Raw genomic sequence first — 12,855 nt, 5'->3', positions numbered from 1 at the left:
GCATATAAAGTATTAAAAATGCTCACTAGGCCATTATTACTTACCAATACCAAGCCAATTGCACAGAACGTTTGCGCGCAATCTGGTCTCAGCACATCTCATCCCCTCGGTTTTTGGCTTGTAGCGCAACTCCAATCGCTTACACACACTGTGAATGATGGCATCAAGCTGTTCGTGATCATTGAGCATGTCATGAGTTACAAGAAATACGTCGTATCCCATGCTTTGCAATGCTGTCATTCGAGAGGCATCGTGGTCAAGCACAGCGCCCGATCCATGGATAACCTCTCCTTGAAGTTCGATAATCACAGCCTTCATTTTTATTGGGTTTACGATGACGATATCGCCGTAACAGATTTTCTGACCTGCGATTTTTCGAGCTGAATTCGACAGCGGTGTTAAGTCGTTGACGTATATGTTTTTAAACTCCGCTCCGCCAGTACGCCTCGGAAGACTTAGCAACATGATTCCAGCAACTTCTAGCGGGGATGCCGCAATACCCATTACCTGCCGTGCGGCTTCGTAGAATTGTTTTCCCCACATCTCGCCCTTAACCTTCGCTGCAAATTTGTGCAGTTCTTCTATTTCAATAAGAGGCTTTCTCATCCAGAGCGATGTGCCTTTTCCGTTTGCTTTATTTCCGGATCCGTCATTCTGCTGCCCACTTTGATCATTCTCGCTGTCCTTCTGGCTCGCCCGAGCATAGACTCGCTTCCATGGGGCCTCGTCTTGGGTTTCATCTAGTTCAAAAAGACTTTCTGTGGTGTACTGCTCTTCTTCTGATTTTGCTTGCTCAAGTGCCATGTCGACCGCGGGCGATGGTTTATAAACCGAAAACCATCCGCAGAGCTCGTACATGGCCAGAACCAGGTCGCATGAAGAAACGCTTCGAGTCATGGTGAATAGCGTATGAAGAGGGTCTGTGACGCTAAAGCCCATGCCCGTGTCGATCGAGACCTTCTCTGTATAGGCGCTGTTCCATCGGATGGTCCGTCTTGTCTCGGAATGTAGGTTGCTTCGAGTTGATGCTGCTGTGATGACTGGGGTCTTGAGGACGTCGGTTACGAAAGGGGCTTGGGATAGAGCTCGCCAGCCTTCTTCGGAGTTGGGTAGGCGCGGGTAGAGGTCGCGCACCTGCGGTGGGCAGCGCCAATAGCGGAATGCGGTGTTTGCGCAGACGATTTCGTCCATTTGCGCCTCCCCTGGTATCGGCCGTAGACCGTGCGGTTGTGGTCGTGGACGATTATCTACCGGGGCATCATGCGGGTAAGTACCGGAAGCTGACCAAACGCTGACCAAAAGCTTGACGCAATCCGTTGAAAAGCCGCCATAGGCATGAACGCGCTGGTACAAGCTGTGAGCCAGCGGTCTCTGTCTCCACAATTGCACATAGATTACGCAGGGAATTCAATGAATGAACGCAGACGCATTTTGCAAAACGCGCAATGACGACACCTAAGGTGAACTGCGTAACATATAACGCCTTAGGTAACTTCGCTTCAATTTTGGTGTCAAAAAGAAAAAGGTCAGAGGCTTAACACCTCTGACCTGTGCTTTAGATGGTGGGCGATACAAGATTCGAACTTGTGACCCCATCCGTGTGAAGGATATGCTCTACCCCTGAGCCAATCGCCCGTCGCCTTTCGGCAAAAGAGATACTAACATAGCCGCGCGCGGTTTACCAAGAACTTTTTGCCCTCGATTTTAAATTCGTGGGTGCTAGCCAAGCCAAAACAACCAAGGCAATCGGCAAAACCGCAGTTAAGCCACCCTTTATCGCTTAATCCACGAGGTCTCGGGACGGCAGATAAGTCGAGCATTGTTATAGGCCATGTCGAGCGTGAGGCAGGTGCGCGCGGCGTAGAAGCCGTCCTCGCGCTGGATGGTCAGCGCCAGTTCGGGCTTGTCGCCGGTTAGGCACAGCGGCAGCAGCAGTTGGATCCGACCGCCGTAGAACTGCGGCACGGCGAGCGTGTAATTGGCGGCGGCGCGGCGGGCGGCCTCGACGACGGCTCCCTCAAAGGCGCGGCGCAGCAGCAGCGAGTTGCCCTCCCCCATCAGGCTGGCGGGAATACGCGTGAGGTTCTCCTCGTCGCCCAGAATGTGGTCGATGTTGGAACGGATGGGCAGGCGGTAGTCAAAGACCAGCTCGGAGGGGTCCTCGGCAAAGCGCACGTGGCACGGCAGGTATTCAAACGAGACCAGCATGGGATCGCTTTCCTTAAAGAAACCCTTCAAAAACCAGCGCTGGCGCGCATCGGGCTTGGTGTTGGGCTCAAACAGACCGTAGATGGTCTCGTAACGGCGCGTGTACAGGCCTGTGTTGAATAGGCAGCGATCGTCGTCGAACACCAACGGCAGGTTGGACGGCGCGGTCTGGTCCACGTCGCGCTCGGTCAGGAACACCGCGCGACTAAACGAGAACAACAGGTAGTTTTTGAGGATGCGGTTACTGGGACCCCAGTCCTCGGGATCGGTGAGGTCGACTAGGCGGTCGTAGCAGGGCTCGGGGCAAAACGCAAAGTCGTATACATTGCTGCACAGGTGTTGGGGATCTCCATGTGGCGTCCAATCAATTTCATTGCTGTTGTGCGGATGCTTAGATTCTATACGCGCGACGGGTCGCCGGCACGCACAACGCAATTGCGCCTTAGCTCTTTGACGAGCTTGTCGCGGGAGCGGCTTCTGGAAACGAGACCCTGGATCCAAGCGTAGTACTGGTTTCGTTAGAGCGATACCCGTTATCAGGCGCGTTCGACCGCCACCTTTGCTCCTGGCTCTCCGGCAGAGTAGATATCTCTTGGTATTAGAGGCGCCTCCAATCAATGCGACTGAAGGCGCCTTCTCCGCGAGCATTGTTTTGATTGCGTTGGTCGTGCTCTGCGACCAAGATCTTCCCGGTAGGCTTTCTTTTGATTCCGTTGGTCGCGCCTTACGACCAAAATCAAAGTCAAGCATACAAATGAATGGGAAGAGCTGCAAGGCATACCCAGAAGTCACACGGTCGCGCTCGTCAGCCCTCGGGCTATGCCAGGAAGCGGGATAGTGCCAATATCCGTCGTTGTCAAAAATGGCGAGGTACGTACCTCGCCGATCTGGCACCTCCAAGACGACTGTCTCTTCGGTGAATGAATTTTCTCACATTTCAGGGGCATTTAGAGCCGCATTGATAAGGTCGGCGGAGTTGTCGAAACGGCCTGGTTCTTCACTGGCAAAGAACGCATCCCCTTCGCGGATGGCCTGTAGGCTTTCGGCGTTAGGCTCTTTGGGCGGATAGGGCTGTATGGTTGCATCCGTAAACTCATCGTTTCGTTTATGTTGAGACATAAAGGCGTACCTCTTCCCGTTCGATGTTTTTGCGGAAAGCCGGGCGCATGTGCTCTGGAGGGTTGGTGACGATATCAACCTATCGTCTAAGTTCCTTCTCGAGCTCATGGGAGAGTTCGTACAGCGTGCCGAACGTCATGGTGTTGCCGCAGACTAGGCGCAAGTCAATATCGCTATCAGGCGTTTGCTCGCCTCGGGCAAAGAAGCCAAATAAATATGCTTTGCTGACGTCGTATTGAGCAAGCACGCGGGAGGCGGCGGTGGATATGTCGGTAGGCGAAATCATGGGTTATTTGCTGTTCAACAGTAGAACGTCAGGGGCCAGCGCCGAAACCGCCGATCCGGCTTTTTGCCGTTCTGCTAGCTCGAAGATAAACGGAGCGTTTGATCTAACGAACTCGGTCAAAAAATCCAGATCGTCAGTAGAAAAACATTCGACATTGAACCAATTAACCGCAGGCAAGAAGCATTCCGCATGGTCAAAGCCAAGGTCAACCGGACGCTCGACGGCTACGCGAACGGTCCCGTCATCCCTAGCATAAGCAGAGTTCATTAATCCGCCCCGCTGTCCAAGATAAACTCTCCCGTCTCCAGGTCTACGAAGTCCGCGAGCTTTATCTTTCCGGAGAAGCCGCTCCCCTTGTACTTTCCCGCATAGGTCTCAGAGTCGAACTTGAACGAAATGTTATACAGCTTGCCGCTCTTTGTCCTCCTGACTAGCCCGTTTTCCAGCATGTAGCTCAGTACCCTCTTATGGCTTTCTCTATCGATACCGTTTAGGTAAAAGCAGCAGACACCTTGTTTCGAGCCCGCCGCGATGAGCGTTTCGGGATTCGAGTATTTGGCCTCTACGACGACGCCATCAAGAACTGCGGTTCCGACAATGTCGTCCATGAGGGCGGTTTTGAATGGAGAGAAGAAGAGCATCCATTTGCCGCATTGGACGGGATCTATGTCGTGGATTCGTTCCTTATTGATAAACCAGATCCACGAGAACGATTTGACCCTGGCAATCGAGCCGGATTCGTTAAGAAGCGTTTCTTCGACGGACGGCGTTAATTCCTTGTTGTTGCCTGTGTTATTTGAGTTTGCCATATCATTTATCCTAACATTCGCCGTTAATAAAGCTCCTCGCCAGCAGTTTCGAGCGCTTGTATCGCTGCGCGTTTTAGCTCATTGAGACTTTCGTAGCCGCTTCCCGACAGCGGGATTATTCGTATGTTGAATGAGTCACCGTACTTGTAGTCGGCATACACATCGCAATTTCCCCTACCGAGAAACTGTATGGCCGCCCGATCAATTGCCTTTGTGCTTTGGCCTACGTAGTACAGATCCTTGGTTGCATTATGGACAATGAAGATGCCAGTAATTTCGCCTTGCTGTGTCAGGGCCTTTCGCTGAGCCATAAACTCTTCGGCGCTTGCGACGATTTGTGGATCATCTTCTAGGAGGGATTGGCGTAGTTTAAGAAGTGCTTCTTGCTGCTTCGAAGCGATCAAGATAATTAGGAGACCGTCCAAAAACAAGAATAAGCCGAAAAATATCAAGGGGAAAGACGGCACTCGATTTACGCCAACGCTGAGCAGCCAAGCTATAAATGGGCTGCCAAGGGTAAAAATAAGCCCGCTAACGCAAATGACCTTTCCTGCCTGAATTTGCCTTCTTGGAGGGGCCAAAGCGACGGTTTTAATTTGATAGTAGTTTCCCATGGTTGGTCTCCAGTGATGTAGGCAATTGGGTCCAAATGAAGCTTTATAAACGGCAGCATTTGGATTGCAATTATCTTATCGCTCTGGCAGATGGAGTGTAAGGCTCAACATCGGTAGCAGATCGAGAGGCAGTCGAGCTAAACAAAATAGTGCCGTCGCAGCAATAGCTGATACGGCACCAATCTCTAAGAAATTGATTTAGTAGAAGGCTATATACTTCTGCAATAGCTGCATTAACCACTCCCCTGGTCTCGCTTAAACTGGGCCCTAGCAGCGATATGCGGCAGTCAGGAGCAATGTCCCCAGCAGGAAAAGCGCTACGGACGCAGCGATCCAGTTGTTGTCGCCGGCCTTGGGGAGCGCCGCAGTTGTTGCGGTGGCAGCCTTGGGCTTGGAAGCTTTGGCGACTGTGGTCTTGGTTGCCGTCTTTGTTGTCTTGGTTGTCGTGGCCGCGGGCTTCAGCGAGGGATTTGCCGTGGGCCCTGTGGTGGGCTCTCCAGCAGCGGGGCTTACATCGGCGGGAGACTTGTCCGCGCTATCGCCAGGTACATCGACCCCGTCGGTCTCCCCCGCCGGAGGCGTGGCGACATCGGGCTCAACCACCACATGCGGTGCCACCGCACCGGAGGCGTCCACCATGCCGCTAGCACCAAAAGCCCCACCAGCAGGCGTCACAAACCGCGCTGACACAAGCGACCCGCCCAGGCACGCAACGCCGCCATCGGCACCGGCCGCATCAAGCCACGAGGCATCGACGGAAAGCCGACAGCCGGCCGCGCCAGCGCCAAGGCCCGCATCCTGCAGATACACGCCATAGGCACGCACGCCCACTCCGGACCCGGCGCCAGCGGCAAAGACGCGCCCGCCGCCGCGCACGGCCATGTCGCCGGCGATCACGCCGGCTACCGCCTCGTCCGCAATATCGGCCCCGTCCGCCCGGGCATCTACGGAGCAGCCGTCCACCACGGGCGCCCGCGAAACGTGGATCCCGCACTGCGAGCCCGTCGCCGTCAGGGTCCCGGTGCCGCGAAGCGTCAGGTTGCCCCACACCTCCATGCCGCACAGCGTGATGTCCGCATCGGGCGCATGCGACTCCGTCACGGAGTTTTGCCCGGCAAGCGTCAGCACCAGGTCGCCCTCGGCGCCGATGGCCTCGCCCGCGTAGCCGTTAAGCTCCAGGTGGTCAGCATCGGTCCAGGTCCAGCCGGGGCCCGACACGCCCGGCTCGTAGTACGTCGCGCCCGCGATGATGAGGCTCTCCGCGCCCGCGGCATAAGAAGGCCCGCCCAGCAAAACGCATAGGCAGGCCATGGCAACAATCGCAATGTAATGGCGGCTGGTGTAGGACTCGGCAGCAAACATACCCGCTCCGATCTTCGCAGGAGCCAATAGAATGTGCACCAGAAAATGCCCTGGTAGCAGTAGCTATTAGTTTAGCGAGATCAGACAACTGCCAAGGAAAAACGCAGTGAGAAATGCCTGAAATTAGGTGTAAATCGTTTTGCCAGTCGGTGAAAGGAGGGCGCCTTAGGAACACCGCTGGCGCGGCCTCACCATTTGCGTATTTCATAACATTCTGGCTGCAGTGCTCGAGGTGTTCGATGTCTGTCTCCATTGTCATAAGATGGATTCCGGCGGCCATCGGGCACTATTCTGTTGGGTCACGACTATTACGGAATGAGATGGCGGCCTTAATTGCATTACGATGATTAAGGTTTTGACGACTAAAACAACGTTGAATAGTTATGGCATTAGGAGATAACAAGTGGAAGACATCACGACGCGCACGCTGCCAAAAATTGACCTATCCGCTATTAATCAACAATTACATCTCCCTGAAATTGAACCGCCCGATTTCAATCACCAGTCACGTTCATTGGCAGGTGTTTATGCAGAGCAACCAGATCTCCGACCCAATTGGCATCAGCTAATTATTGTTGGCAACGGATTCGACTTAGAGTGTGGGCTGCCCTCGGGCTTCAGCGACTACATTAATGCTCGCAATAAAGAAATCAATGAATGCGAAAACGACGAAACTCGAAGGTACACCCTCACTATATGGGATGCCATTCTTGCAGGCATGCCAAACGCCAATTGGTGCGACATAGAAGGTGCTATCTCAAATTGGATGGCACCCGACGGCATTGAACCATTATCAGAAGGCACGCTCTTTGCGAAGTGCTTAAACATACTGATCAATTACAACCCGACTGTTTATGATCCAAAAAACGTTGAAGAAGTGGTTGCGTTTCAGCTGTACAGGCGCTTTCCTAATTACTGGGGGACTTGGACCAGTAGCCTTCTACTGGATATAACCATGAAGGACCTTCATATTCTTGAAGAAGAGTTTGCGAAATACCTTCAGGGGGCAGTTTCGAAGTCGGACGACTATAAAGATCGCGCATCAAAACTCATGATTGAGCTGATGGTATATGAGCGACCGAGTGAAGAAGAGTATGACGTTCAGGAAAGTATCCTTAGCTTTAATTACACTCGGGCCGCAAAGGATTTCCACTCGAAGGAACATGTGATTAACTACGTCAATGTTCACGGGAGACTAGGCGGTGAAATAGTTTTTGGTATTGATGGCTCTCGCATAATGAACAACGAGCTCGTTGTGCCCTTTACAAAAACGTATCGAGTTATGGCATTAAATCCGCCAGATATCGGAAAAATCGTTGATGTGCCCACCAAAACAAGCATCTATGGGCACGGCACGCGCGTCATAAAGTTCTACGGTCACTCTTTGGGAAAAGCAGACTATTCGTATTTTCAGGCAATATTTGATGCGGTGAATCTATATGAAGGAGAAACAAAATTAATTTTCTTTTTCAGACCGCACGGTCAGAAACCCGGAGATCGCGGTGGCGTTGAAGAAGCAAAGAAAGAAGCAATGTCAAAAGCAATTGCGCTTTTGACTGCATATGGCGCGACTCTAGACAACAAAGACCATGGAACGAATTTGATTCATAAGTTGCTAATTGAAGGTCGTTTAGTCGTTGCTTTACTTCCCGATACCGTGCGTCGCACCAATTAGATTCGCTAAATCATCTTGGGTGACAATAAATTCGACCATTGAGCGTTTACCGAACGAGGCATGGATTTGAAGAGGCTTGCTTTAAGCCGCGCGGCAACCCTCTACCTCATGACAGGGGGTGATGAACCACAATAGCGGTAACCGTAATTGTATTTTGCGAGAACAACGAATGACGGAGTGTATCGGAAGTATAAGCCCACCCAGCGCAGGTTTGCCCCTCCCCTAGCCGCGCTTAACATATTCCTGGCCTGCACCTTGTCCGCAACGCCCGCGAACTCGTTGCTCCAGCGATTGACGACGATCACGTCGCAGCCGACCTTAAAGAGCTTCAGATCGTGTGTCACCTCGGAACCAAAAATTCCGACGCGTCCAGCGTGTGCTCGTAGGCCACCACGGGCACACGCTTGAGTTCTTCACGTGCTTCATTACGCGTAAACGCACAAATTTTTCTCATAACCGAGAGGACCACCCGCGCCCCGGCGAATGCCCGAGAAACCTCCCTAGGGGCGCGGATCACGACAGCTAAAATGGGCGAAGGAACTCGCGGACCTCTGCGTCTTCCATCCATCGCTTCACCGAGGCTATCGCGTCTTCCAAAACCAGCCGGTGACGCATAAAGGCCACTCCGGGCAAATTCTCGATCACCTCTTCAATGAAGTTAATCTTCCCTTGAAGTAGTGGGATTTCGCTCCCACTCCACGAAGCGCCGAAAGAAGACATGATTACTGGGACCTTTTTAAGCTCTTCCGAGCTAAGGTCCTCTTGGCACAGTAAGACTATGTACTTGACCCTCAGATTCTTGGGTAACTCCATTGCAACATCTGGTAGATGATCGACAAGCTTCCCATTACGCATCGATCGTGACGCCAGCCAAGTCACGACTGCATCGCCGCAATGCTCAATAGCGTAATCAAGAAAATACTTTAAAGCGAAAGGCTTCGACATGCTCCGCAGGTTTGTCTCAACCCCCTCTATGCCCTTCCATGCGCTATCTGTTGCGGCCTCGCTGTTCTCCTCCCTCCATACTGCTTCGCCCAAATGCTCCATTGCATAAGTCGCATTGAACTCCATGAGCACGGGCATTGCCCTCTCAGGAAATTGACCATCGTTAGCGACGATAAGACGAAGAACATCCTCATTCCAATAGGGATTCGTACCGTTTACGAGATTAAGTAAGATATCTTCGGCAAGACGCAGCATTTCCGGCTTGGAGATAAATGCCCTTTGTTCGGCATTGTTGATGTCCCTAGGAAGAAGCCTATAAAGGACATGCGAGCCCCTTTCCAGCTTCTGTAGGACGCCGACCGCGTACCTAGCGAAAAAGTCTGGCGTAGCAGAGTCGATTTCCATCGCGGCTTTATATGAAACGGTTTCGCCGTATTTGTCGGCTCCTTCCTCGATATCCCTTGCCAGCTCGGGACTGACACCGAACTCCTTTAACCGCGCTTCGTCAATCCGACTAAGCCATTCGGGAATCTCATTCTCCTGTCGCTTCAAGGCAAGACCGCGAACCCGATCGATGCCGAGCAAGTCAATCCAGCGAATAAGCAAATCGTCCGGGACTGTATACAAGGGAACATCAGAGAGGATGATCGGCTCTGCGCATTCGGTCAAAGACTCCGCACCAAGAATCATGACGTCACTCAGGATTGGGAATGGAATCCCAGTTGAGCTTTGCCGGCCGGCAGAACACACAATCGAGATCGCCTTCAATAGCTCTGCCGAGCCAGCCGTTTGAATAAGCTCGATCAATTCCTCCGAGACATCGTGTCCGCGGGAGTCGTCTAAGAAGATTTGGGCTGAAATCCGCATCTTGGGCGACACATTGAGGAACGGGAGCCCCTCTTCGGCGATGATACCTTGGGAAATGAGCTCTTTCTCCAGTTGAACAAACCCAGGTAAGCTGCAAATCTCAATCGACTCGATTCGGGAAACATATCCTTTATACGCCTCCTCCAAGGTCTCCTTCCACAACCGACCGGCACCGTCCTCGCCGCCGATACCCCGAAGCCCGGTAATAACCGAATCGCAGAGACGGCTTAGCTCATGACAGTCTCTGAGCTCCTTGAGGCAGGCGATCGCTCGCTTCCGCAACTCGATCATCGCCTGGGTGTAGAGGTGGTTGCCATGGATGAACGTGACCTTGTTTCCCTCCATCCTCGTCCGGCTCTCGTACACTGCCGCCAGTAAAGCCTCGACATAATAGGCAAGCAAAACCCCGTACCTATCCTCCTTTGTTTTGCGAAACTCGCACGATAGGCGTTCAAGGACCTCGTTCTCGTATCGAAACCCGTCCGAATACGAGTTCTCGTTGAAAGACATGCTCGTTGTGAGTGTCTCCTTTGCCTCCCGTGGAGGCAAAATGTTCTTCTCCAATGCCATAAAGAACAGCTCTTCCGGCTCGCTGAATTGAGGGGCATGCAGAAAAAACGCGAGCGATGTGAGGATACGAGATTTCTGCGAATAGAATCCGGAAGCCTTGTCGAATTTACAGGCAAGGTAATCGTAGTTTCCGGGCGCGGTGTCTTCGATTGCCCCGAGAATATGTTCAAGGCCCTTCTCACCGAGGAGGAAATTGTAATCGCTCACCATTTTCCATCGTTTCCCACCGTTCGCCAAAGCCCAAATGTCGTTCAGCTGTGACTTCAAGGAGGAAATAAGCTCTTCGCTGTAGAAATTGTTCACGAGGATGGCAACAATACTGGGACATCGAACATTGCCGCACTCCAACTCATCGATGTCGGAAAGCGATACGCTTTTCTCGGCGATAAAAGCCTGGTAGAGCAAATAATCCCTCAAAACCTGTTCGCCCGGCGCTACAGCCACCATATCCTGACATACATCCACCAGTTCGTCGTTGCACAGAGCGGTGCAAGCATCGACGTATCTGTCACGAGAAATCCCTACCTTGGAAAGCAGGCTATCCAGGTCTTTATTCTCCTCTATCCTGTGAGCATCCAAAACCGAGACGATCGTCGACGCTTTTTTGGAGTCGCCGTCCAGACGAGAAGCCTTCTCTCCGTAGCAAGCTTCTATAAGACTCGGCATCGTGGAGAATACTTCGTCCCCGCGTTCCTTAGCAACCTCGGCCGCCGCGAAGGCCAAACGCATGTTACCCCTCGACAAGCGAATTATATTCGCAGAGGCTGTCCCTTTCGCGATACCAAATCCGTTCTCGACCACATGTAAGGCCGTCTCCTCGTCAAGCGGGTTGACTGCATAGAGGTAAGGCTTGCAATACTGTGAAACGGAGCTCTTCACGAACCCCACCGCGTAATTTCTTGCCGTCATAAGAACCTTGATATTACCCCTGTTAGACACGAAGTCCGCAAACCCTTCGAGGTCTGAAAGCTCGTTGGCGTCGTCGAGCAGAATTAACGAAGGGTCCTCTTTGGGGACATCATTAGCCAAATCGTTCCAGATTGGCATCCTGTTCGATTTAATGACAAGAGGATAAGCGCCGCTGCCATTCGAAAATTGACGCAGAGCCTCTACGCAAAGCCTGGTCTTTCCGCATCCAGGACGCCCATACACCAAGACGAACTGATTCTCATCGAGCGCGGCGAGAAGCTCGTTGATCTCTTTATCCCTGCCAAGCAAATCGACTTTCAGGGTTGATGCAAAGCTATTCTTTTCAACTGCGGATTCGAATTCATCCGGGGACATAATTTGTCCAGTACCCACCTCGATGTCCAGATGCTCTCTTGCAAGATTTGGGTACCGTCGAGCTAACAAACTCGCCATCTCGTCCGTGCCCACAAGATCGATTCGATCGTCAATGCCTCTTAGATAGTTGAGGTCAGAACTGTTTAGCCTCCGGCAAGAATACGCGATAACTATCTTAACAAGCTGTCCAGAATCGAGCTCTTCTCTTTCGGCCTTCAGGCACTTCTCGATATCCAATTCGATTTTACTCTTCGCATCAGCCCTATCTGGATAATGGCCGCATTCGAGATAGGCGAATTTGTTGTGGGGCAAAAGCCAGATTGTGTCCGGCGTTCCAGGGGCGGTTGCCGCCGAATGGGCGGCAGACCCCCTGTGCACGGGCTTATCATACTTAAAATATTGCGTAAGCAACTCCTGGGCAAGGTTCTGAAAGCCAGCAGGATCGAGTCTGGTGATTCTGTCCCTGATTTCGATTTCTCTGCTCATCAAAGTTGCACGCTCCTCCGCTTTCTCTGGCAATCCGAACGCCCTCGGGTAAAGGCTGCACCAAACTGCCACGGTGAGCTTGATGATATGACATACGCCGCATTAGTGAGAGCACGATTGTCGATAGCAAAACGATCCAGTTCCGCGGCGCGCGCCACACCTTCTCATGCACCCACTGGGACAAATGTCAATGGGTTCGCGACCGCAGTGACTGTAAATGTATTTAGCGAGATTAACAAAGTACGGGGTGTATTGACTGGCGTCGATACACCCCGTACTCAACTAAGTTTCTTATTTAGACTGCAGCTGCTTAGCGCAGGCCGTTCCACTCCCCTAGTTCCGCTTAAACAAATCCCTCGTATTGACCTTACCCGCCACGTCAGCGAGCTCCTCGCTCCAACGGTTGGCGACAATCACGTCGCAGCCAGCCTTGAAGGCCTCCAGGTCGTGGGCCACTTCGGAGTCGAAGAACTCCGGCGCGTCCAGCGTGGGCTCGTAGACCACCACGGGCACGCCCTTGCCCTTAACGCACTTTATGACGCCCTTGATGGAGCTCGCTCGTAAGTTGTCGCTGTTTGACTTTGTCTGCAGACAGCACACGCCTTGGACCGGCCACTGCTCGCCCATGCA

Annotated in this window: 11 protein-coding genes and 1 tRNA gene; 1 reads left to right on the top strand and 11 read right to left on the bottom strand. The window is 52.5% G+C overall.

The genetic code is table 11. The annotated features are described in order from the left end of the window. Positions 1-36: 36 nt before the first annotated feature. The 9 genes from DWZ15_RS03500 to DWZ15_RS03460 form a co-directional block, all read right to left on the bottom strand. Positions 37-1,191 (bottom strand): hypothetical protein, encoded by a 1,155-nt coding sequence (locus tag DWZ15_RS03500; RefSeq protein ID WP_118449422.1) that lies wholly within the window; start codon positions 1,189-1,191, stop codon positions 37-39. Between the two features lie 369 nt (positions 1,192-1,560). Next, positions 1,561-1,635: transfer RNA gene (locus DWZ15_RS03495), tRNA-Val, on the bottom strand. A 138-nt stretch (positions 1,636-1,773) separates the two neighbouring features. After that, complete coding sequence (locus tag DWZ15_RS03490) at positions 1,774-2,643, bottom strand: DUF3825 domain-containing protein (protein WP_158572490.1); 870 nt, start codon at positions 2,641-2,643, stop codon at positions 1,774-1,776. A 495-nt stretch (positions 2,644-3,138) separates the two neighbouring features. Further along, a complete protein-coding gene (locus tag DWZ15_RS03485; protein ID WP_118449418.1) occupies positions 3,139-3,327 on the bottom strand; it encodes a hypothetical protein in 189 nt (62 codons plus the stop codon). Between the two features lie 79 nt (positions 3,328-3,406). Next, entirely contained in the window at positions 3,407-3,613 is a 207-nt protein-coding gene (locus DWZ15_RS03480; RefSeq protein WP_117654746.1) for a nucleotidyltransferase family protein, read from the bottom strand. Positions 3,614-3,616: 3 nt separating this feature from the next. Further along, entirely contained in the window at positions 3,617-3,880 is a 264-nt protein-coding gene (locus tag DWZ15_RS03475) for a hypothetical protein (RefSeq protein ID WP_117654745.1), read from the bottom strand. After that, complete coding sequence (locus tag DWZ15_RS03470; protein WP_118449415.1) at positions 3,880-4,422, bottom strand: hypothetical protein; 543 nt, start codon at positions 4,420-4,422, stop codon at positions 3,880-3,882. The genes DWZ15_RS03475 and DWZ15_RS03470 overlap by 1 nt, the downstream gene beginning before the upstream one ends. Positions 4,423-4,445: 23 nt before the next feature. Beyond that, positions 4,446-5,036 carry a hypothetical protein gene (locus DWZ15_RS03465; RefSeq protein WP_118449413.1) on the bottom strand — a complete coding sequence of 197 codons (591 nt, stop codon included), beginning with the start codon at positions 5,034-5,036 and terminating at the stop codon, positions 4,446-4,448. Between the two features lie 267 nt (positions 5,037-5,303). Beyond that, a complete protein-coding gene (locus DWZ15_RS03460) occupies positions 5,304-6,398 on the bottom strand; it encodes a hypothetical protein (protein ID WP_118449411.1) in 1,095 nt (364 codons plus the stop codon). 403 nt (positions 6,399-6,801) lie between these two features. Here DWZ15_RS03460 and DWZ15_RS03450 point away from each other — a divergent pair, with 403 nt between their 5' ends. Further along, a complete protein-coding gene (locus DWZ15_RS03450) occupies positions 6,802-8,073 on the top strand; it encodes an AbiH family protein (protein ID WP_118449409.1) in 1,272 nt (423 codons plus the stop codon). Between the two features lie 522 nt (positions 8,074-8,595). Here the strand turns inward: DWZ15_RS03450 and DWZ15_RS03440 are convergent. Together DWZ15_RS03440 and DWZ15_RS03435 are read right to left on the bottom strand one after the other, a co-directional pair. After that, positions 8,596-12,225, bottom strand: a complete 3,630-nt coding sequence (locus DWZ15_RS03440; RefSeq protein WP_118449407.1) for an ATP-binding protein — start codon at positions 12,223-12,225, stop codon at positions 8,596-8,598. Between the two features lie 333 nt (positions 12,226-12,558). Beyond that, complete coding sequence (locus DWZ15_RS03435) at positions 12,559-12,852, bottom strand: UDP binding domain-containing protein (protein ID WP_118449405.1); 294 nt, start codon at positions 12,850-12,852, stop codon at positions 12,559-12,561. Between the last annotated feature and the right edge of the window lie 3 nt (positions 12,853-12,855).

It is taken from the genome of Collinsella sp. AF29-7AC (genome assembly GCF_003475665.1).
In the GTDB taxonomy this organism is placed as follows: Bacteria; Actinomycetota; Coriobacteriia; order Coriobacteriales; family Coriobacteriaceae; genus Collinsella.
The sequence above is the reverse complement of the archived record's forward strand: the minus strand, read 5'-3'. Positions and strand labels throughout refer to the sequence as shown.